Consider the following 22,475-nt stretch of genomic DNA (forward strand, 5'->3'; position numbering starts at 1 on the left):
CTCGGCGTTTGTACCGACCGAGTCGATGCCGAAGGTCGTCCGCGCCTTTGCCGATAACCAGCCGGTGACCTCGATTGTGGAAGCCATCCGTGCACTGCTGTCAGGTCAGCCGGTGGGCAATGATATATGGGTCGCGCTTGCGTGGTGCATCGGAATTATGCTCGTGGCTTATATCTTTGCAATGAGGGCGTATAAGAAGCGGGTGTGAAATAGGTAAAGAAGGAAGCTGCAGGACATATCTCAATTCTGATTACCCTGAATATTGCCAATATTCAGATTCTATGATGCATCGAATACACCTTTTTGACAAAGGGCTTTAAAGCATGAGTAACAAAAGAGAATTTGTAGTTTAAAACAATAGGGCTGATAGAAAAGGAAAGAGAGGGAAATCAAATGAAAACGATTACAACAGAAAATTTTAATTCGTCAGAAAATATGAAGGATGTTGCTGGCTTCTCGGAAACAGGGCTGCGCAGAATGCGCGAGGTGCTGGCACGGCATGTCGAGTCCGGGAAGATTCCCGGGCTGGTCGCCCTGGTGAGCCGGTATGGTGAGACGCATGTCGAAGCGATCGGGACGATGCGCCATGATGGTGGCGCGCCGATGCGCCGGGACACGATCTTCCGGATGGCGTCGACGTCCAAGCCGGTCACGATGGCGGCGGCGATGGTCCTGCTCGATGAGTGCCGGCTGCGGCTGGATGACCCGGTAGATCCGTGGCTGCCCGAACTCGCCGACCGGCAGGTGCTGAAACGACCCGACGGCCCGCTGGACGACACCGTGCCGGCGCGGCGGCCGATCACCGTACGGGACCTGCTGACCTCCACGTTCGGGCTCGGAGTGGATTTCGCGTTGATGGACTCCCCGATCAGGGCGGCGACCTTCGAGCGGACCGACTACAGCGTGGTATCCGGGCCGGCGCCCGGGCCGGACGAGTGGATGCGCCGCCTTGGCGAGCTGCCGCTGTCGTACCAGCCCGGAGAGCGGTGGCAGTACGACCTCAGCAACGAGGTAGTCGGCGTGCTTGTCGCCAGGGTAACGGGCCAGTCGTTGGAGACGTTCCTGCGCGAACGCATCCTCGATCCGCTGGGGATGAAGGACACTGGTTTCCACGTGCCCGCCGGCAAGATCGACCGGCTGCCGACCCTGTACGGGCCCGACCCGCAGACCGGAGAGTTCATCGTGTGGGACGAGGCGGCAGGCGGAAGGCTCAGCCAGCCTCCGGCGTTCCAGGGCGGCGGCGGCGGGCTGGTCTCCACCGTCGACGACTACCACGCCTACTTCCAGATGCTGCTGAATCACGGTATGCACGGGAGCGAACGGATCTTGTCCCGGCCCGCCGTCGAGCTGATGACCACCAATCGCCTCACGCCCGAGCAACAAGCTGCCCGGGACGCCATGTACAGGAACTCGTTCGGCCAATCGCAGCATGGCGGCTGGGGCTTTGGGATGGCGGTGCGCACCTACCGCGGCGACTACGCCTCCATCGGCCAGTTCGGCTGGGACGGCGGCACCGGCACCTCGACCTACGCCGACCCGGACAAACAGCTCACCGGAATCCTGCTCACCCAGGTCGGGATGTCCACTGCGGATTCCGTGCATCTCATCCACGACTTCTGGACCACGGTCTATCAGGCAATCGAAGACTAAAATCGAGACGAGCTGGGCGGGCTGCCGCAGGCAGGGGGAGCGGTTGGTGCCGAGCAGCCGGTCGAGTATGGTGATGAACGTCAAATAGCCCCCGCCTCTAGGTGAGGGCTATGACGTTCAATAAATTTTGAGCTTAATCCGAAGACCTATTATTTTGCAAAAGCATCGGCGGAAGTCTTGACTGCGGTAAGCGTTACCCCGCCTGTATTGAAGATGGATCCGTCATCCGTGACGTATTGGTAATCCTCCGTATCGGTGCTGAAGAGCTTGAATGTACCGGTGGAATCCTCATAAAGCTCTTCCTTAACCGGAAATCCGGATTTCTGATCGAGATACACGATGTACTGCATATTGGCCAGCGTGTTGTCATTAATATAGCTCTGATAGCTGTCCATGACCTTATTCAGGGTCTTCCCATCGGGCGTTTGCTCGGTACCGACGGAAGTCCAATAGCTTGCTTTGTAATTTTCCTTTACGGCGCTAAAATCGAGATTTTTTTTATCCAATGGTTCGAATGGCTGCGAATCATCCGCTCTCTTGAGAATCTTTCCGCTTACGGGATCGCCGTTTTGGTTCCGTTGAATCACGACTATATCGTTGCGACCGTTGAGAAAGTAAGTGCTTCGATAGCCCAGAAGCTGATGATCGGCCGAATAATCTTTTAAATCCGTTCTGTAATCTTTCGTATGCGGATTATACCAATGCTCCAGTGTAAAGTTCTGGCTGCCGTCGCTTCTCGAATAAGTGGTCTTACCATATTCGATCGTTCCCTGGGCTTTGTCCGATGATGCAACCGACGCGTCAGTCGGTGCAGACACCGTCATAACGGTATTTTTCGGAATCGCGTCGCTTCCGTTTGCCGCGAATGCAGTAATGGTGCCGAGGCTTCCGATGACGAGCGCCGACGCCAGGACCGTTCCAGTTATTTTTTTGCTTTTGACCGCTTCGAGAAGTTTCATGTTTTTACCTCCGGATTTATGATTTGCATTTGGAATGCGCAGTTCCAACTTGCAATTTCATTATAAAAACGCCATATTTCATAACTATCGGCAAGTTGTAAATTAGTTGTATAATCCGGGAAGTTCAGCTCTCCCTCATAAAGCCGGACGATTTCCCCCTTATTGTTGGCTTGGCCGAGCAAGCAGCGTCAGGACCCGCTGTGTATTTCCGATTTCTCGTAATAAATGATGCAGAACGCGAGCGATATGACAAAGGTTACCGCAAGAATAAGGGAGCCCGGAACCGCATAAGGATTTGGGCCGGTTTCCGCCAATCCCTGGGCCAGTTCCCGGACCGGCCAAAAAGGCATCAGCCATGGAAACAGAATTCCTTTCATGCCATGCCCCATTTCTCCGATGAGCGTGATGATCGTGGCGAGTACGCCCATCACAGTCGAAGGGATGACGCTTTTGCCGACCATGCTGAGCGCGGCCGCCAAAGGCGTTACGCCGAATGCCAGAAGGCAGGCCAGCATATTCATGCGCATGCCCGACCAGACGATCGCAAAATCGATAGGCTGCGTGAAAGATCGGATAATGCCGGCCACCGTTACCGTAACGCACGAGAGGGCCGAGGTGACGGCGATCAGCAGCAGCACGACCGCCAGCTTCGTAAGAAGAATCCGAATTCGGGAGATTGGATAGGAAAACAGCTGGTTGATCGTGCGTTCCTGGTACTCGCGCGAAATGATGTAGCCGGTCATAAGAGCGAACATGAACGGCCCCAGAATGGTAATAACCATCCCCTGCCGATAAAACATATCCTGCAGGTCGATCCCTGCCCGTACGCCCTCGGGTGTCACTCTCGGCAGGAACGCGGTCAAGGTGACCAGGTTTGCCGGTAGGGCGCCGAGCAGAACGAGCCAATGCATCTTGGTACCTTTCAGCTTCATCAATTCGGTAAGTAGTACGTTAAGCAAACCTCTCGCCTCCCGTCAGCTTCAGAAAATATTCCTCGAGACTGTCTCCCGACAGCTTTATTTCCTTCAAGCCGACTCCGCCTCCGACCAGCAGCAGACTGATCCTATCCGGCTCGTCGAGATGATCGTAAATGCGCAGTCTGCCAGGTCCGGATACGACATAGTCGGTCGTTCCGAGCTTCTGTTCCAAAATAAAAGCAGCTTTCTTCTCGTCGGTCACCATGAGGTCGAGACAGTGACGGGTCTTCCGCTGCAGCGATTCATAATCGATTTCCTCCAGCAGCCGGCCTTTGTGAATGATGCCGATTTTATTGGCCAGCAGCTCGATTTCACTCAACAAGTGGCTGGAAATGAGAAACGTAATGCCCCTCTTGCGGGCAAGCTCCATGAAGAGCTGCCGCATATCTTTCATTCCCATTGGGTCCAGGCCATTCGTCGGTTCGTCTAATATAAGCAGATCGGGATGATGAAGCAAAGCGCGGGCGATGCCGAGGCGTTGCTTCATGCCGAGTGAATATTGCTTGACCTTCTGATGCTTGGCATCAAGCAGCCCAACGGCCGCGAGCGCATCGTCGACCGATTCCCGGTTGCCCATGCCCATCAGCCGGCGATGGAGGTCCAGATTATCCACCGCGCTCAGGTTCAGATAGAAGCCCGGATATTCAATGATCGCGCCGATCCGCTCCATCGCCCTGTCTTTATTCCCGCGCAGCGGAGCGTCGAACAATTCGATTTCCCCTGCGGACGGATGAATCAACCCCATAATCATCCGCAACGTCGTCGTCTTACCCGCTCCGTTCTGCCCCAGGAAGCCGTAAATATCCCCGGGCTTGATCGTCATATTCAAGTCTGTCACAACCGCTTTGGCGCCATAACGCTTCGTCAGACTATTCGTTCGCAAAATCGTGCTCGTAGGCCAACTCCCCTTTATCCACCTAGTTTCTTGAAAGGTCCGTTGATGATCTTACGCTGCGCAGACCGAACAGTCTTACGCAACAACGCCGTCATGCCAGCCCGACTTTATGCAATCTCGGATATTGCTGCAGCAGCGATTCAGGCGAAGCTCCGGTCTCGTTCTTCAGATGCCGGTCGAAAAACGCCAATGTTACGGCCTTCGTAATGTCCAGGCACTGCTCGGACGGGGTTGCCCCGTTAATTCCGATGAAGCGTCGGAACCCATGACCGATATACAGTCCGATATCAGCCAATTTCATATGGGCGCTGCCTTCGATTGTAAATAAGCTGTCAGACGCTTTCAAGGTATCGGCAAGTCCGACGATCGCTTGCGCCTGCTTGTCGTAAATGTCGATATAAGCTTGCTTGCTTCCGTATGCAGACGCCACGGCCTGCTGCTCATCGGCAGGCATATCCTCCCACTTCTTCATCAGCGGCTCACGTTTCGAAATCGCCTGGATTTGAAATTCATCATTCGCCAGCATAAGAAGAGGAGCCCCCGGCTTCGCCTTGTCGGGAACGGCATAGACGGCGCCGTCCAGATTGATGGCGGCCTTGATTCTGCTGTCATGGAGGGCTAAATTATACGCCGCCGCTCCGCCCAGCGAATGGCCGATGACGCCGATGTGCTGCAGATCGATTTTCCCGGCAAACATGGAATTCGTCTTCCCTGCGTTCATGTCGGCGAGGCGATCGATCACAAAGCTGTCGTCGTCCGCCATAATTCGGGTGATCGCATCCAAGGGGTCGCCTTGGTCGAAGCTTGCCGTTGCATCCTTATCGGTGACGATTCCGCCGGGAAGCTCGGTTCCCGACGAGACATACGTATGGTTCACGGCAACGACGATGTAACCGTGGCTTGCCAGATCCTCGCATTGCGACGTATGCACTTCCATATTCGTGCCGCCGCCATGCGAGAATAATAGGACGGGATAGCTCGCCTGTCTATCGGATACGGGCAGCCCTTCTTGGGTGTGCGTCCCGACCAGCCGCAATTGATCGAAGAGGAAGCCGGGCATTCCGTAGCCCGAGGCGAACGAGCCAACGAGTGCGCGGGAATTGTGGAAATAAGCGGCGTACGGCTTGGACGGATCCTTCGCCGCCGGATAGTAGATTTTCACTGCCAGCTCCCGCTTGTCCGCCGTTCCGGACAGAAAAGGCTCCATGCGCGACTCGTCCGTCAAGTGGACATATTGAACGCCGATGGCATAATCGCCCGCAGGCGCCGGGAGCTTGAATACGGGGAAGGCATAACCCAGTAGGATCGTGAAAGCGAGGAGCAGGAAGGACAGGCTGACGGCAATGCCCTTCGCGATTTTTGCGGCCATACCCCGGTTTTCGGTGAATCCGATCATGGCCCTTACCAAGGCGTAAATTGCAAACAGACCGGCTAATAGGTAGGCGAACATCATTTGGTAGCGAAATCCTTCGATAACGCCATGCAGGCCGAGCACCGCTCCATTGATGCCCGCGAGCCACAGCAACGCGGCTTTGGACTTTCTTTTCAGCATCACGGACAACAAGGTCAGCACATTCACAGCAATTAATGCGACTTCGAAAACTCTCATAGGGCTTCCTCCTTTTGAAGCCCAGTATACAGCCGCCTTCTAACAGGCGGCTCTCGACTTTCTAACAAAATTCTTACGTTTCGAAAGACTGGCGATCAACCTTTGACCAGGCCGACCGAGAACACGGTTTTCCCGCCCGATGTGCTGGATGCGGCGATCCGCCCGCCTAGTTTTTCGACCAGATGCTTCGTGATGGTAAGACCGAGCCCACTGCCGCGAAGGGCCGCGTTTCTGGAAGCTTCTCCTGTATAAAATCGCTCGAACACGCGCGGCAGGTCCTGCGGCGAAATACCTTGGCCGCGATCCCATATCTCGACCCGGATTAAGTCCGGCTCTTCCCGAACCTCGATGCCGATTTCCCGGCCTTCCCGGCCGTAGCGCAAAGCGTTCGAGATCAGATTCTCAAAGACGCGCCGCAAAAACGCCCGATCGCCCATCACAAAGAGAGGCGCATCCGGAATATGAACCGTTGGCGTAATCGAGGCTTTCTGAAAATCCGGATAAAACCCGACCAGTACCTCCTGCAAAACGTCGCTTACTTCGACGCGATAGAGCTCAACCTCCGAATCGTCCGCTTCCAGCCTGGCCAGCTCAAAAAACTCCTGCAGCCTCTCCAGCAGCACGTTTCCTTTGTCGGCGGCAATGCGAATAAATTCGTTTCGTTCCTCGTCCGTCAACGTCGGGTCGTTCAGCAGCGCCTCCATGTAGCCGAGCAAAGAAGTGAGCGGCGTGCGCAGATCATGCGAGATGCTGGCAATCATCCGTTTGCGCTCGTCCTCCAGAAATCGGTTCCGATCCAGGCTCGTCTGAACATGCTCGATGAAACGATTCAACGCTCCGCCCGCATCATGGACCGGTCGGTTCCACATGCGTATCCGGTATCGCAAGTTGAAATTGCCGTCCCGGATTCCTTCAGTCGTCCAGGTGATGCGTTTGAATTCGTTCAGCAAGCGGCGGTACTGAAGGAGGAGGAGCAAACAAACCAGAAAGAGGAGGACGACGAGAATCTGCAGCAGCATTCTTAACCTCAGCCTCCCCCGCCGAGCTTATAGCCGAAGCCCCATACCGTCTTGATGTAGACGGGATATGACGGATCCCGTTCGATTTTCGCCCGCAGCCTGTTGATATGCACCATCACCGTGTTATCGTCGGATATGCTTTCCTCCTGCCAGACCGCTTCAAAAATCTGGGATTTCGTAAACACGCGGGTGGGATTGGTCAGGAACAGCTTCAAAATAGCAAACTCCTTAGCGGTCAGCGGCGTCTGCCGGCCGGCGACGGTTACTTCGAACGTGCTCGTATTCAGCTCCAAATCCCCGTGCCGGATCATCTCGGCTGCGGAGTCGGCGGCATTAGGATTGTAATCCACATAGCGGCGCAGCTGCGCCTTCACCCGGGCGACAAGTTCACCGATTGTGAACGGCTTGGTCATATAATCATCGGCGCCAAGCTCCAACCCCAATATTTTGTCCATCTCCCGGTCCTTGGCCGACAAAATAATGACGGGGATCGTCCCCTTTTTACGGATTTTGCGCAAAATATCCTGGCCATCGATGCGCGGCAGCATCAAATCGAGAATGACGAGCTGATAATCATGATCGGCAATGGCCGCGGACGCCTCCTCTCCGTCATAGACAGAGCAGATGCCGAATCCTTCTTTTTCCAAATATTTGGCTATGAGCCGATTAATTTCGATATCGTCTTCAACGATGAGAATTTTTTTCATCAGGGGAATACTCCTCTCGTTCTTCGCATTTAACCTTCTTTATTATTTAGCTCCTAAATAAACCGGGAATGTTGTTTTACACTTTGATAAATCTTTTAAATAATTACGAGCCTCCAGTGGGTAGAGTCTATAATCAAATAAGTTACTTAAAAGCAGCCACTCAATTGCCAATTGTCCAGCATCTGGAAGTTCCCCCATGCAAGCTTCCTCAATGGAATTTGATGAGCATAAAAAAATAAATTCAACTTGATGGATATTTTTTGTCTCATCTATTAATTCCCTTACAAATAATAGATCACCTACTAGAACATCTATCCCGACTTCTTCCCTACATTCCCGTCGAACATTCTCAATTAGGGTTTCACCATATTCCTGTCCGCCGCCTGGTAATGAATAGAAGATACCTTTATCATCTTGATACTTTATTGTGAGCAATTTATTGTCATGGATTAAAATTGCCTTAGAGGCATTCCTTATCAAAATAAAAACCTCCTACTGGTTAATTTTCTAAAAACCAAGAAAGTGCAAGTTGTTCCATTTCACTTGTGCTAATCGTGATCCGTTGCTTAACTATCGGAAACCTTCAGTTCCTTTTTTATGAATGCTTCCATCTCACTTAAGTAAGGGGAGCTATAAAAGATCCCATCCTTATTTACCAGGACGTACATCGGATATGATTTTATGCCCAACTTTTTTAGATTTTTATTCAAGCGCTTATTTTCAGAATGACCAGCCATTTCCGTTACGTTATCCAGAATTACGCGATTTGAATGCATGAAAGTTTGTACTTCACCCATCTCATTTTGAGGTGTATCTCCAATATAAAACAAATGTATATATAAATATCTAATCACTTTCCCTTTCAACTCCATTCACAACCTCCTCAAATTTATATGTTCAATTTCTCACAGGAAAATTAAGAGCATGATACAGCCACAAAATTAAAAAAACGGAAATACATTGATTTATAATGGTTTCTTCATCTATAGAGTACGTTATCTAATCCACTATAGATACAAATTTCCGGAAAGCTTTGTTGCGTTCAACTGCCCGTCAGCATAGTAAAGGGCGCCGCGCGACTGCCCTTCGGCATTATGCTATCGTGCCCAATTAGTTTAAAACGTCTCAACGACTAGTTAATTAACACAAATGAGGAAGACAAGAATTAATTAAGCGAAAGTCCATTCCAATACTCCCATGCTTTTAAGTAGTTTTCCAAATCATGTGGATGAATGGCGGGGCTTCTTTGCCTCTATCGCAGAAACATGTCCTATAACCAAACAAAAACGCCCCTTTACGGGACGTTTCGTTTATCGAATCAAACATTACAGTCATAATTTTTTTGTAAATCTTTTCATCAACTTCAATCATGCTTTTTTTTCGCTTAATAAAAGGCATCCCAGTACATTTTATTTTCTAAATTGCTTACACACCATTGGTAATGACCATCACTACAATTTTCGGAATAAAAATTCGCAGATAAAATGCTGTATATCAAAACATAAAGATAGAGTTTTTCTATTACTTCTTTACCAAGGGTATTAACAATTAAATTAAAGTATCTTTCCAATATATTTGCCTTTAATTCATCATACATGTCAAAAAATACCCAACCTGTAGCAACGTCAAATAAATAATCACCATACATTGTCATTAAGCCAAAATCAAGTAGGCCAGTAATTACACCTTCTTCATTAATAAGTAAATTACCGGGGAAAAAGTCTCCATGAATTAATGAATAGTTACCTTGATATTCGACTGATAAAATTCTCATTAATATCCCTAATTTATCTTGATAGTGCATAACATCCTTTGAAAGATATCCATGCACCTCTTTTTGTTTTTTTATAAGAAATTGTTTTAATAAATCATGCCAATCCTTCTGTTGAGACATGGGAATTTTATAATCGTTAAATAACTTCAATCCTTCAAATTTTGGAACTAGTTTGACTGCTTGCAATTCTAAAAGTGCAGAAAGATAGGCTTTCATGACAGTATTTAATTGCTCATTGCTCATGCTTGGTAAAAGATTTTGCATATTTTCCCCATTGATTCGTTTTTCAATCGTTACTACTATGTCCCCCTCTTCAAAAATATTGTAAATGCGGGGAAGCTTATAACTGATATCACTGAATTGAACTGAATCGTAGAACCTTTTTAAAATTTCTTGTTTTTTGAAATCCGACATACTACCATATATCTTTAACACTTTATCCTTACCATAAATATATACTTCCGCTTCCATTCCCCGGCCTATTATTTCTATCTCATTAACATTGTACTTTCTTAATATTTTGGATTTAATACCCCTATTAGACATCTCTCAGCACCTCGATAGCGTTCCTGTTTTTTAAGTATTTGATGCTTGCAGTGATAGTTAACCCAACATCCATTTATTACCGATTGCCCTATATATTCCACCTGAAGTTGCCTTAGACCTCGTGATCTCTTACTAATTATGACATCATGTTTATTATACAAGATCTTCTTTTGAGGTAAAATGCTTCACTATTCCTTCTGATTGTGAAGCGCTAATTGTATCAGAAATCACCTAACTCCAGCACCAATCATAGACCCCTTCACACCGATATCAGACGATCGTAATAAGAACATATGTTCACATTTTGGAGCGCCGCACTCTCTGGAGGGCATCAAAATAAGCGTGAAATGTAAAAAGAAACCCACGTCAATAAAACGGCGGGTTTCTAATAAAGACCTCTTATGATCCAGTGGATACGCGCTTAGACGTCGGCTTTCGGTGTATAGACGTTGATGTGGTTGATATGCGCCGTTTTGCCTTTAGGAGCCGTCTTCGACCCTACGAATTTCAGTTGATGATCGCCAGCCGGATACACGTAGATTTTGTCGTTACCGTTGAATTTGACTTCTTTCGGCATGCCGAGCGCGGCTATGATGGAAGTAAATGTAATTTCACTGAGGCCTCTCGACGGGTCGCTCGGTGGCAAGTAAAAGCGAAGATCAAAAACGATGCCGGTTTTGCTGCTGATACCGAAATCGTATGCGCCTCTGCCCATGCTGAAATCATACCTTTCGTAACCATTGCCCAAGCTTTCCGGAGAGCCCCAAAGTTTGTGAACCTCTTTGATGCTCGTTTTACCGGACACAAAGCTGCTTCCTTGCACCTTGCCTTGCTCAGCGTGCGCTAGAATGTTCTTGATATAGGAAGTTCCATTATCTTTTGTCGCTGCTGCTTGTGCGGCAGTCTTCGTCGTGTTTGCCGCATGAGCAGGAATTACGTTAGCCAGCGTACCGAGCGAGATCATGGCAGCCAGACCGATTGTGGACCATTTGCGAAGATTTTTGCTGTTTGTTATGCGATTCATATTTGTACACCTCGTCATGTTTATTCAGGATCCCTTACGGAATTCATCTTATTTCATTCGCAGGTGACAGAAGTTACAATAAATTTAAGGCCCGATGACAAAATGGTTACAATCATCGCCGCATGGCCCGACAGCGGCGGGCTTGTATTATTTACCGTCAGTTGCGGTTTGACAAAGAGTCGTAAGGAACTCGGGAAAGTACCGATTCAGTTCAATTATGAACAGGTCCTGTACCACGACGGGTTGGGCCACATCATAAGCCAGCCTGGACTATTGTCTATCGTTACCCCAACTTTGGTCCATGTTAACCAACTGCTTATCTTGCTATGATGTGACAGAGAACTTCGATAAGATGGAGCTGACAGAATGGTAGAACAACATAAAGTTAAAGGTACGGGGAGAAAGATTTTGAAGAGGACCGGAATAAGTGTAGGGGTAATAATCGGGATTGTATTTTCGGCTATTTTGGGCAGCTTTATTAATCATAACATTCAATTGAATCGAGAGTCTGAATTAGTTGCACCCTTAGGTGAAATGGTTAACGTAAACGGACATGCGATGAGCGTATATATGGAAGGTAAGGGTAAAACCACACTCGTATTTTTGGCGGGAGGCGGTACGGCTTCCCCCATCTTGGATTTCAAAAGTCTTTTTTCTCGCTTAAGTGATGAGTATAGCATTGCCGTAGTCGAGCGAGTGGGATACGGGTTCAGCGAAGTCGCAGATGTTCCCCGGGATATCGATACCGTTCTCGAAGAAACCAGAAAAGCGCTGCGTTTAGCGGGCGAGCAAGCTCCTTATGTACTGTTTCCTCATTCGATGTCCGGATTAGAGGCCTTATACTGGGCCCAAAAATATCCCGATGAAGTCTCGGGCATTGTAGGGCTAGATCCAGCTGTTCCCGCTGCGTATACTGATGTTAAAATCCCCAATAAAATCGTGTTCGAGTTGTTTTCATTTGGAGCAAAGACGGGTATCACGCGATTCATTCCCTCTTTTGCCAACGGAGAATCGGCCATTACAGGGGGTTCCCTAACCAACCATGAGAAGGAAATCTATAAAGCCGTTTTCTATAGAAGAACAGAAACAAAACCAATGATAACGGAGATAGAAAGCGTTAAAGCCAATGCTCAGAAGGTGGATGAAATGCCACCGCCGCAGATTCCTATGTTGTTCTTCACATCGAATGGCGAAGGGACTGGGATCGGTACGGAAGAATGGCAGAAAAATCAAAAAAACTACCTTGCAAAAATAAAGGTGAATGAACAGGTTATACTCGATTGCGGTCACTATGTCCAAGATTTCGAATATGAAACCATTGCAAGTGAAAGCAAAAAATTTATAAATAGTTTCGCGCAAGCCGGGTGATATGGTTCCTAAATGGCTTCTTAGCCCATTACAAATGGCACCCGTTCGGGTGCCACTTTATTTTTGCAGAATGGGAGGTTCTTCATTTTCAGATCCTGTCATCCTTTAGGGTCTGTTACTTAATGGCATCAGCCACTTCGGCGGTTATTTGATCGCCACCTTGTTTCTTCCAATCGGCAACGAATTGGTCGAACGAATCGAGCGGAGCAGTGCCGACGATAATTTTCAGGAACACTTCGTCTTCCATCTTCTGAAGATTGACCCATCTGCTTTCCATCGTAGGCGTCTGGGAGTAGATCAGACTGCTTACCCGGTTCATTTGAACGTCCACATTGGGAGCGACGCCGACCATCAGCGAGTACAGACGAGTCCACGCTCCCCAATCGACCAAAGGCTTCCAGTATTGGATATCCATGTCGTCGTATGGCTGAAGCTTTACTTTTTTGATATTGGCGAGATCGGCTGCAAGCAGCTTGTATTCCGGCTTGTCGGCAAAGTCTGCCGCCGTCTTCTTCCCTGCGAGTACATCGCGCAGAGCTTGAACCGTGAATTCCGATTCGTCGGAAGGCGCAAGAGGCAGACGTACCGGGTAGTAGCCGATCGAACCCTTGGCGAGATCAAATTTGCTTTCGTCGCGTAGCAACAGGTTTTCCAGCTTGATTGCCGCTTCGGGATTTTTGTAGCCTTTGCGCACGACAAGAAATGATCCGGCCGGCGCGCTCAGATGCGGGCTGAATTTGCCGTTGGCGTCAAGCGGCAGCGCGTAGGCCTGCCAGTCCGCTTTCGGGTTTTGCTTGACTGCGTCAGTAAGCGGACCGTAGCCCATCCACCATGGAGCGAAAAACATTCCGGTTTGACCGCTGACGATCGGCTCACCGGAATCCTGGCGGACCGAAATTTGCTGGTCGATCAGCCCTTTGGCATATAGATTTCTAAGCTCGCCGAGCGCTTCCTTCGTCTGCGGCAGCGTCGATCCGTAAGCCGGGTTGCCATCAGCATCCTTGACCCAGTAGCCCGGATAGGCGTCATAAGCCGAGAAAATCGGATCGAAGCCGTAGAGATTGTTTGAGGAATTGAGGAAATTCGCATACAGCTTGCTGGCGTCGCTGCTGTCCGGCGCGGCAATGCCGATCGTATCCTTCTTGCCGTTGCCGTCGGGGTCCTTGTTGACAAAAGCGTCGGCGACCTTCTCCAGATCGGCCATCGTCTTCGGCGGCTGCAGGCCTAGCTTGTCCAGCCAGTCCTTGCGGATCCACATTTCGTGTATGCCGGCGTCATCCGGCTGCGGCAGCGCCATAATCCTGCCGTCGAAGGTAACGGTGTCAAGCACCCGTTTATTGGAGTCGGCAAACACGCGCTTCATTGCGGGTGATGCATACTGATTGAAGACATCGGTCAAGTCTTCCAATTGCCCGTTATCGCTCATGTTAAGGAATTGCTGGGCATTGACGACCATCGCGTCCGGAAGATCGTTGCTGGAGATCGCGAGGCTGACCTTCTGATTGTAGTTGGTCGGCGATGCCGTGAAGGCGTCCTTCACATCGATGTTCAGGTTGTCCTTGATATAGCGCGTATACTGGTTGTTGTCCGGCGTATCGCCGGCAGGCAGCGTCGTATCTGCAGGGTCGACCTGCTGTCCGACATTAATCGTAATCGGATCGGCGTATTTGCCGAACGGATCCGCCGGAGCGGCGGATCCGGCCGGCTTATTGCCGGACGAGTTCCCTCCGTTGTTGGAAGTTGAATTCGGGTTGTTCGATGTACCGCAAGCGCTTACGAGAAGAACTATGCCTGCCAGAGCGACCGCAATGCCTTTCTTCTTGTTTCTCAATGTGCTCCCCTTCTTTCCAAGTTAACTTTAGCTTCCTCTAAATGTAGCATCCCCCCCCGTTTTCGTTAGACGGGGAACGGTTGTGAAATAACGGGGAAATATGACGGGCTTCCTAATGTGCTTCCAGCCGGAAAACACTTTATCAGACACCAACCTAAATCCAGCCTCAAACGTGAAGATAAGTAAATTAAAATCCGTAACATTTTTTAACTTATCTATTCTAACATCTGATGAAACCACCAACGATAAGTGAAATATCCATTTAAACAGTAAACCCCCTCTAGATTTGCATATTATGCCCGATATTGGTGAAACTATGCTGCCCGTTAGTTGAATAAAGGCAGCCGATTGATCGTGACCGGCTGCCTCATATTTGTCTTGCGCTATCTTGCCCGTTCGTATTATGAGGTCACCAGATCTTTCTGGTGGACCTCATTTTTATGTGGCCGTAAGTTAGCGGTAGCCGGTGGTTGAACGTTCGTGCCGTGGGAGCCGGATCCCGCAAAATAAAGAATCGTCTTGTGCCTGATCAGCCTGTACGATTTAATCAATTTGATCAGCCAGGTTCCATATTATTTGCGGGGAATTACGGTCAGCCAAACCTCCTGACCGTAGCGGTAGCCGGGGATTATCCAATACTGTGGGAAGTCATTTTCCTGCCAGTTCCACCACAAGCCATTGTGCTTTGGAGTGTTGCCATGTGTTCTTCAAAGTTCTACTCGATCTGGTACAGCAATCCAGCGAATGAATACAATACCCACCTAATCGAGCAAAAGCAGCCCCCCTCAGTTGAGAAAGGACTGCCTTTTTCGTTTTTTCGGTGATATAAATCTCCATAATTTCAATTCATTTATTCTGCAGTCTCCTCAATATTGCGATGGAGACACCCCGTACTTCTTCTTGAATATTCGCGAGAAATACCTGTAGTCATTAAATCCTACGTCATGTGCAATACGCTGAATGCTCCGATCGGATTGATTCCTTAATAGATGTGTTGCCGTTTGAAGTCTGATTGCATTGACATACTCGATAGGTGTAACCGAAAAATGCTTTTTGAAATATTTTATAAAATAGTTCGGGTGCAGATGCACCAGATCGGCAAGCTCATTCAAACTGATCTCAGAATGTAGATGCTGTTTAATATAATGATCCATCTTACTCATAAAGTGGTCTTTGTTTATCGGTAATATCTTATCCAAATTCACATTATCCAGAAAAATTCTCAGAATTTCCAATAATGCCGATTTTTCAGTCAAAGTATCCAGCGGGTTCGTCGAAAGATTAGTTTGGGCTAATGCCGCAAAGACGGGTATGATTTGATGTTTCGGGATGGTACATTTGACAGTTTCTTTGTGGTAGACGAGTTTTTGTTGTTCTTGATGAAAGATGAGATTAAAATGGGTCCAATACTTCATGATGGGATGATCAGGATTCTGATAGTAAGTATGCGGAGTATAGGCAGGTATCAAGAAGAGTTCCTCCGGTTGGGGAATGAAGGTATCCCCATTCAGAATGAGGGTGCACTGCCCTTCTAAAAAATAATAAAATTTATTATAGGCATACACACAGTTCTCTTCTCCCCAATCCGGAGCACAAACATTTACTCTGCTTATCAGACTCTTAACGGATATATTCTCAAAAATATTGAACATTTAAGGTCAGGTCCCTTCTTCCTACTGTTTAAACATCATAAAAATATCATATTGGATTAATATCGTCCACATACACGTTCAAATACACCCTTCAATATCGCCATGACCCTGCTATACTTAAAAAAGAAAGGCTGATATTAAGGAGGTTTCATTATGATGAATGGAAAATATGAACAGCATTTAAAAGCGATTGATAAGGTTGTCGCGAACGGTCCTTACAAAGATTCTTGGGCATCTCTGAGTGAATATCCCGAACCTTCTTGGTATCAAAAGGCGAAATTCGGAATATTTATCCATTGGGGTGTATACAGCGTCCCGGCTTTTAAGAATGAGTGGTATCCCCGTAATATGTATATTCAGGGTACTCAAGAATACGAGCATCATATTCAAACCTATGGCGAACACAAGGATTTTGGATATGCCGATTTTATACCGCAATTTAAAGCAGAACATTACGATGCAGCGAAGTGGGTTGAATTGTTTAAAGCCTCAGGAGCCAAATATATTATGCCTGTAGCCGAACATCATGATGGTTTTCAGATGTACGCCAGTGAGTTATCTGATTGGAATGCTGCCAAAATGGGACCGAAACGTGATGTTATTGGAGAATTAAAATCAGCAGTTGAGAAGGAAGGGCTTATATTTGCCGTATCAAGCCATCGAGCGGAGAATTTCTTCTTTTACGGAGGTGGCAGAACGTTCGAATCTGGTATTCAAAACATCACGTTTCAGGAGCCTTATGGTTATGCGAGTCCTATCTATTCTTCAGCGAGTGTGGAGGATTCGCATAACATCTTCTCTTCGCCCGCACCTCAGGAACATCTTGAGGATTGGCTTGTCCGCTCCTGCGAGTTAGTGGATAAATATCAGCCGAAGATCGTCTGGTTTGATTGGTGGATTCACAACGCCTCCTTTAAACCGTATATCAAAAAATTTGCTGCCTATTATTATAATCGCTCGCTTGAATGGGGCATTGATGTAGCGATTAATTATAAGTATGATGCGTTTGCTTATGGTACAGCTATCTTCGATGTTGAGCGTGGACAGCTAAGTAATATCAGACCGAGATTGTGGCAGACCGACACGGCAATAGCGATAAATTCTTGGTGTTTTACAAATAACAACGACTTTAAGAATCCTGTAGATATCGTCTGTGATCTCATTGATATTGTTAGTAAAAATGGTTGCCTGCTCCTTAATATCGGACCCAAATCAGATGGAACAATTACAAAAGAAGAGACAGAAGTGCTTCTTAGCATTGGAAGATGGCTAGATACGAATGGCGAGTCTATCTATGATACGACATACTGGAATATATTCGGTGAAGGTTCCACAATAGTACCTGAGGGTGCATTTACAGATGTCGGACGGGAACCTTTCACAAGTGAAGATATCCGTTTCACCTATAAGGCACCTTATCTTTACGCGACTGTACTCAGTTGGCCAGCGAACAATGAAGTCATCATCCAATCACTGAAGAAAGACAGCAAATATTTTAACGGAGATCTTGTATCCGTTGAGATATTAGGATTTGATAATGCTGCAGCATTCAGCCGTGAAGAAGCCGGATTAAGGATTACCGTTCAAGGGAATATTCTAACCGAATATCCGGTTTGCTTTAAAATTACGATCGATTAGTTGTAGGAATCATAGATTGGCGGAGCTGCTTCTTGTTTCGATTCTGCACCCCCCATGCTGAATGGCTATCACCTGAATAAAAGGGCAATGCTTGGATGAATGGCAAAGGACGGCCGGGAATTTCTCCCCGCTGCCGTCCCCGACTTTGCCTTTACATCTCCAACTCGTTATATTCCATCATCGCAATCAAAATGGTTGCCGATTCCGCGCGCGTCGAGTATCCGCTTGGGTCAAACAAATGGCCATTTTTCCCGTTGATGATGTTCAGATCTTTTAGAGCGGCTACAGAACTACTTGCCCATTCAGGTATTAGATTTTGGCATGGCCTATCAGACCCTCTTCACCTTGAAGTAAATCTGGAACGGCTCATACCCGATATCGCGAATTCGCCTCAATTGAATCGCCGGGTTCTGATTTACCGTCTTAAAGAAGAAACGCCAGCTCCCCCACTCGCGCTCGTTTTCCATTTCGACCTCGGAAGCGATGTCGTCATTCTCCGCGTACAAAATTCGTTCAGCCTCGCATACGCCTGCCCACACTTCGGGACCAAAACGGAAAGCCCCCGTGCACTCGTCATCCGGCAGCGGAATGAAGCGGATACCGATCGGCAGGATCAGGCTGATCCTGTCGCCGTCCACCCAGGTTCGTTGAATAGGATAGAATCGGCCGCTGTCCTCCGTTTTCCCCTGAAGGATGCCGTTGACGTAAATAATAGCCTCGGACGTGATCCATTCCGGAATCCGGCAATGGAACGTAAACGCTTTCGGGGCGGATGTGCGAATGACAAAATCATACTTTCGGTATGGAGGCCTGTTTTCATGGTACGCAGTCATTTCGTTAATTTCCTGATACCCCGCTGTGTTCGAAGAACTCAGCATGCTCCCGCTCATCCGATCCTGTGATTGAAGGATCCATACGGGGTCTCCCCCGATTTCCAAAGTCACCTCGGAGTCAAAATATTGGCATGCATAAATGCCGTTCCGGTCCTGATAAATAAAGGCCTCGATTCCAGGCCGCGTTCGCTTGGACCATGGTTCCATGACAACAGAAGAAGCTGTCTGTCTCCGTGCTCCAATCCTTGTGCAAACCAGCCTTCATCGGCAGGAAGTACGTTAACAGTCCGGTCGAGGGGTGGTCGTGCTTGTTACCGGTCAAATGATATTCCTGGTAGTAGGCTTGGGCCATGATGCCATTATAGAGATTGTATTCGATATATTGGGCATAAGCAGGGTCGCCCGAATGCCGAAACAGGAACTCCGACAACCGGATCAGGTTGTAGACCGTACAATACTCCTGATTCTTGTCCCCCAGACGTGCCTTCATCTTCATCTTCGGCATCCAGACCTCACCGGCCGTCTGTCCCCCCGTCGCCAGGTGTCCTCTCTCCGTCACCGCGCAGTTCCAATAAGCTTTCACGATATCCATCCATCGCTCTTCGCCCGTCACTTCATACGCTCGGGCGCAGCCGAGCACTTCCGGGATGGTCGTGTTCGCATGCATATTCGTCAGCGGATCTTTACCTTCGAGCAAGGGCTGGAAGAGCCTGCTGCGATAATAACGTTCCAGCAGAGTCTTATATTTATCCTTTCCTGTGATGTGAAGGAGATCTGCCCAGACCTCCAGCATCCCGCCGGTCTCCACATCCAGGATGTCGTCGAATTTCTCCCTGGAGAATCGGCCGCTCCAATCCGCGAACCAGTCCGCGAACGAATCCGCGATCTCAAGCGCCTTCTGATTCCCGGCATGAAGATAAGCATCTACAAGACACAAGACCCATAAATAGTTTATGGAGATTATATTGCGGAGCCCAGATACCCTTTCCGTTCGCGATCCAGTGCAAATATTTCTCGGGAATCGGACCTGTCCACTGCCCTCCGTTGTCCTTCTGGCACTCGGCCAATTCATCGATGATGAGATCCATTTTCACTTTCAGCTCCGGGTCCCCGGTCTCAAAGTAATGCATACCCGCTGCCGACAGCCAATGGCCGAGGAAATGGCCCCGAAGCTGGCAGACCGGCGACTCCCAACCTCCGTGCGCCCCCTGAGGAATGCCCCTACCCGAGTATCGGCCGGCTTCCAGTCTGTAATTAAAGAGAAGATGATCACTGTTCAGCTTCATCAAGTAATCCCGGTTCGCTTCCTGCCTGCGTTTTAATTCGCCATTGCGAATGAGGACATGCTCCCCTCTCAATTCTTCCACGCACTGGCACCTCCCTATCCATTGTCTAAACTGACCCGAACATCCCTTGTTTATTCGGTCTCTTTGAATAAGACGTTCCGCATAAGAGTAAACCCATTTAAAAGCTAACACTTTCATCGGTCAGAAACTACCCGTCAATCACTTGGCATTTCCCCCTTCAAACTATAGAAATTCTCAACCCTTGATCACAGACACGGCGATTCCTTTGATAAAGTATTTCTGTCCGATAACAAATAATAGAATGGGAGGGATAAGAACCATCGTAGCCGCCCCATCAGCAACTCCCATTTGGCCGTGTAATACCCAATCCAGACGGGGGGACGATAAAAATTTGAGAAGAGTCCATTATCGCGCTGCGCTCCATCCACACCAGGGGCAGAATAAAAACGGCCGAACCGAAGAGGAGCACAAGATATAACAGCAATGTTTTCGTACCGGAATAGTTGTTTGTGGCCATTAAATGATGACGGACAGGATCATGCTGATCGCGAACAACACCCAGGCAATTGCGCACGCGGCGCCCATCGATCGTCAAACTGGACTTCATAGGCTTGACATCCAAATGAAATGAACGAAATCAGTAAAATTCCAAAAATCAAATTTCTTTTTGTCATGGACTCACTCTTCAATGGTTACTTTCCTGTTTCCATTATGTAAGCCTCCCGAAGATCCTAAACATAAAGAAGGTGTAATAGGCAACCGCTTATGTCGGAATTTAGAAAAGATCTACGATCCCTTGGAACAGTCCGGAGAAGAAGCTGCCGATCGCACGGAATAACAGCCTCCACCAACCTGCTTTATTAACGGCCTCCGTAGCGACCAAGTCGATCGTAACCGTCTTTTCTTCTTGGGTGGACGGGTCTTTGTATTTGTAAGTAACCGTACCTACCTTAGCGCCGAGCTTGACCGGAGCGACCAATGGGTCCTGCGCGCTCTTCACTTCTTGCACCGTCGTTTCCACGGCCTGGCCTTTAGGAATCAATACGGTCAGATCGGACGTCGTGACGACCGGTACGCTTTTCGCTTTCCCTTTTTTGACTTTTAACGTTGCGTATCCCGGTACGACGGCTTTCGCGTCGACGATCGTTTTCTTCTCGAAGCCGTAGAAACCGTAATCGAACAATTTGGCGGTCTCCAAGAAACGCTGTCCGTCGTTCGTATCGCCGGGAACTCCCATGACGACAGCGATCAGTCGGGTTCCGTCACGCAAAGCGGTTCCCGTAAAGCAGTTGCCGGCTTTACTCGTATGTCCCGTTTTCAATCCATCTACGCCTTCGTAGGCGAACTTGCGGAAATTGGGAACGTCCTTGTTGCTTGCGAGCATCCAGTTCACGTTCGTGATCGGCGATTTATCCCGTTCGCGGAACCTGTAGGACTGGATTTTGGAAGTATTCAAGAATTCTGGTACTTCCTTTAGAATGTGATAGGCTAAAGTCGCGGAATCGCGGGCGGACATTACCGTTTCCCCATCGATGGAAGAAGGACGGAATTCCTCGGGCATATCCGCTCGGTCTAGTCCCGTGGAATTAATGAAGTGCGCCGTAGTCATGCCGAGCTTGACCGCGGTTTCGTTCATCAGCTTCGCGAAATTTTCCTCGGAGCCGGCAACCAACTCTGCTAATTGCGCTGTCGCGTCGTTTGCGGAGCCGACGGCCATCGCCGTATACAATTCCTTAACCGTATGCTGATCGCCTTCCGCCAGAAAAATCCGGCTTCCAATCTGCGCCGCCGCGTTCTTGCCTACCGTTACGGTTTGGTCCCAAGAAAGCTTTCCTTCCTGTACGGCTTTGGAGACGAGATATTCGGTCATCATTTTAGACATGCTGGCAGGTGGCTTCGGTTCATCCGCGTTGGATTGATATAGGATTTGTCCGTTTTCCGCATTCATGAGGATGGCTGATTTCGCTTCCAGCTGAGGGGCTGCAGCAGGGACATCCGCCGCAGATGCCAATGAGGAAACGCCGAACGTGAACAATAGACTAATGAGAACGAAAACGGCAGCGAACCGCTTCGTGATGAATGCTTTCGGAAATAACATATGATGATGGCGATTTAACGCCTTCTCCCCTTTTCGATAAAATACTTACGCCCTATTGTAAGGGCTTAGCGTCCAAAGTTGAATTTCATAGCGGATAATCGTACGGCTGCTGCTGCCATCATAATCGACAACAGACAGACAGCGACAAAATGAAGCAGACTGTTCGTTATGAATAAAGATTCGAGTTTCGCAGCCTTTGCCAACCCGCGAACGAGTACGATGGCAAGGGGATGCAAAATATAAATCCATACGCGCCCCTCTCTGAGCGCTTTCCTCGTCCTTCCCCTCCACTGAAGCGCCCACTGAAACGAGAAATAAGCAGTAGGCAATGCGAAGATAAACATACTGTCATGTCTGGGAATTCCCGCTGCATGCAGAAGGATTCCCTCCGCGAGCAGCATGGCGAGCGATACGGCAAACAAGCATGCATTCGTGATTGGTCTTCTTACCGGCTCCTTCCGTTTGGCTGCCCAAGCCCCCAATGCCAGATAGACCGGAGCATAGAATAATCCGTTGCGGGTGTAATCAAATATAGTAAACAACCCCTCATATACTCGCGAAATCCCCTCCGTGTTCTCTATCATTCCA

Annotated in this window: 21 protein-coding genes and 1 pseudogene; 4 read left to right on the forward strand and 18 right to left on the reverse strand. The window is 48.7% G+C overall.

The window, feature by feature from the left end:
* Both AC0YOA_RS37415 and AC0YOA_RS37420 read left to right on the forward strand, forming a co-directional pair.
* The coding region (locus AC0YOA_RS37415; protein WP_475790845.1) for an ABC transporter permease at positions 1–208 on the forward strand (208 nt) is incomplete at its 5' end.
* Positions 209–393: 185 nt separating this feature from the next.
* Positions 394–1,650, forward strand: coding sequence for a serine hydrolase domain-containing protein (locus tag AC0YOA_RS37420; RefSeq protein WP_475790846.1), 1,257 nt, complete (start codon positions 394–396; stop codon positions 1,648–1,650).
* Between the two features lie 149 nt (positions 1,651–1,799).
* Here the strand turns inward: AC0YOA_RS37420 and AC0YOA_RS37425 are convergent, their stop codons facing one another.
* From AC0YOA_RS37425 to AC0YOA_RS37470, 10 genes are all read right to left on the reverse strand, one after another.
* The gene (locus tag AC0YOA_RS37425; RefSeq protein WP_475790847.1) at positions 1,800–2,609 is read right to left on the reverse strand and encodes a hypothetical protein; all 810 of its coding nucleotides are present in this window, start codon (positions 2,607–2,609) and stop codon (positions 1,800–1,802) included.
* A gap of 188 nt (positions 2,610–2,797) precedes the next feature.
* A complete protein-coding gene (locus AC0YOA_RS37430) occupies positions 2,798–3,568 on the reverse strand; it encodes an ABC transporter permease (protein ID WP_475790848.1) in 771 nt (256 codons plus the stop codon).
* Complete coding sequence (locus tag AC0YOA_RS37435; protein ID WP_475790849.1) at positions 3,561–4,469, reverse strand: ABC transporter ATP-binding protein; 909 nt, start codon at positions 4,467–4,469, stop codon at positions 3,561–3,563. The genes AC0YOA_RS37430 and AC0YOA_RS37435 overlap by 8 nt, the downstream gene beginning before the upstream one ends.
* Before the next feature lie 103 nt (positions 4,470–4,572).
* Positions 4,573–6,090, reverse strand: coding sequence for an alpha/beta hydrolase family protein (locus AC0YOA_RS37440; protein WP_475790850.1), 1,518 nt, complete (start codon positions 6,088–6,090; stop codon positions 4,573–4,575).
* A 95-nt stretch (positions 6,091–6,185) separates the two neighbouring features.
* Complete coding sequence (locus tag AC0YOA_RS37445; protein ID WP_475790851.1) at positions 6,186–7,109, reverse strand: sensor histidine kinase; 924 nt, start codon at positions 7,107–7,109, stop codon at positions 6,186–6,188.
* An 8-nt stretch (positions 7,110–7,117) separates the two neighbouring features.
* Entirely contained in the window at positions 7,118–7,816 is a 699-nt protein-coding gene (locus AC0YOA_RS37450; protein ID WP_475790852.1) for a response regulator transcription factor, read from the reverse strand.
* Positions 7,817–7,858: 42 nt separating this feature from the next.
* Positions 7,859–8,296 (reverse strand): NUDIX domain-containing protein, encoded by a 438-nt coding sequence (locus AC0YOA_RS37455; protein WP_475790853.1) that lies wholly within the window; start codon positions 8,294–8,296, stop codon positions 7,859–7,861.
* Positions 8,297–8,382: 86 nt separating this feature from the next.
* Entirely contained in the window at positions 8,383–8,688 is a 306-nt protein-coding gene (locus tag AC0YOA_RS37460; protein ID WP_475790854.1) for a hypothetical protein, read from the reverse strand.
* 512 nt (positions 8,689–9,200) lie between these two features.
* Entirely contained in the window at positions 9,201–10,136 is a 936-nt protein-coding gene (locus AC0YOA_RS37465; protein ID WP_475790855.1) for a phosphotransferase, read from the reverse strand.
* A 421-nt stretch (positions 10,137–10,557) separates the two neighbouring features.
* Entirely contained in the window at positions 10,558–11,160 is a 603-nt protein-coding gene (locus AC0YOA_RS37470; protein ID WP_475790856.1) for a YjgB family protein, read from the reverse strand.
* A gap of 366 nt (positions 11,161–11,526) precedes the next feature.
* On the opposite strand from AC0YOA_RS37470, the gene AC0YOA_RS37475 reads away from it, so the two are divergent.
* Positions 11,527–12,528 (forward strand): alpha/beta hydrolase, encoded by a 1,002-nt coding sequence (locus AC0YOA_RS37475; RefSeq protein WP_475790857.1) that lies wholly within the window; start codon positions 11,527–11,529, stop codon positions 12,526–12,528.
* A gap of 115 nt (positions 12,529–12,643) precedes the next feature.
* Here AC0YOA_RS37475 and AC0YOA_RS37480 read toward each other — a convergent pair whose 3' ends face one another.
* Positions 12,644–14,359, reverse strand: a complete 1,716-nt coding sequence (locus AC0YOA_RS37480; protein WP_475790858.1) for an extracellular solute-binding protein — start codon at positions 14,357–14,359, stop codon at positions 12,644–12,646.
* Positions 14,360–15,225: 866 nt separating this feature from the next.
* A complete protein-coding gene (locus tag AC0YOA_RS37485) occupies positions 15,226–15,924 on the reverse strand; it encodes a helix-turn-helix transcriptional regulator (protein ID WP_475790859.1) in 699 nt (232 codons plus the stop codon).
* 240 nt (positions 15,925–16,164) lie between these two features.
* Between AC0YOA_RS37485 and AC0YOA_RS37490 the strand changes: the two genes are divergently transcribed.
* Entirely contained in the window at positions 16,165–17,649 is a 1,485-nt protein-coding gene (locus AC0YOA_RS37490) for an alpha-L-fucosidase (protein ID WP_475790860.1), read from the forward strand.
* A 151-nt stretch (positions 17,650–17,800) separates the two neighbouring features.
* Here the strand turns inward: AC0YOA_RS37490 and AC0YOA_RS37495 are convergent, their stop codons facing one another.
* The 6 genes and pseudogenes from AC0YOA_RS37495 to AC0YOA_RS37520 form a co-directional block, all read right to left on the reverse strand.
* Positions 17,801–17,959, reverse strand: a complete 159-nt coding sequence (locus AC0YOA_RS37495; RefSeq protein ID WP_475790865.1) for an S-layer homology domain-containing protein — start codon at positions 17,957–17,959, stop codon at positions 17,801–17,803.
* A 19-nt stretch (positions 17,960–17,978) separates the two neighbouring features.
* A complete protein-coding gene (locus tag AC0YOA_RS37500) occupies positions 17,979–18,527 on the reverse strand; it encodes a hypothetical protein (protein ID WP_475790861.1) in 549 nt (182 codons plus the stop codon).
* 73 nt (positions 18,528–18,600) lie between these two features.
* Positions 18,601–19,419, reverse strand: a complete 819-nt coding sequence (locus tag AC0YOA_RS37505) for a beta-L-arabinofuranosidase domain-containing protein (protein ID WP_475790862.1) — start codon at positions 19,417–19,419, stop codon at positions 18,601–18,603.
* Complete coding sequence (locus AC0YOA_RS37510; protein WP_475790863.1) at positions 19,370–19,849, reverse strand: beta-L-arabinofuranosidase domain-containing protein; 480 nt, start codon at positions 19,847–19,849, stop codon at positions 19,370–19,372. The genes AC0YOA_RS37505 and AC0YOA_RS37510 overlap by 50 nt, the downstream gene beginning before the upstream one ends.
* A gap of 715 nt (positions 19,850–20,564) precedes the next feature.
* Positions 20,565–21,887, reverse strand: a complete 1,323-nt coding sequence (locus AC0YOA_RS37515) for a D-alanyl-D-alanine carboxypeptidase family protein (protein ID WP_475790864.1) — start codon at positions 21,885–21,887, stop codon at positions 20,565–20,567.
* 65 nt (positions 21,888–21,952) lie between these two features.
* Positions 21,953–22,475: pseudogene (locus AC0YOA_RS37520) on the reverse strand (serine racemase VanT catalytic subunit); the annotation flags it as partial.

This window comes from Paenibacillus sp. JT22N12, from assembly GCF_056269365.1.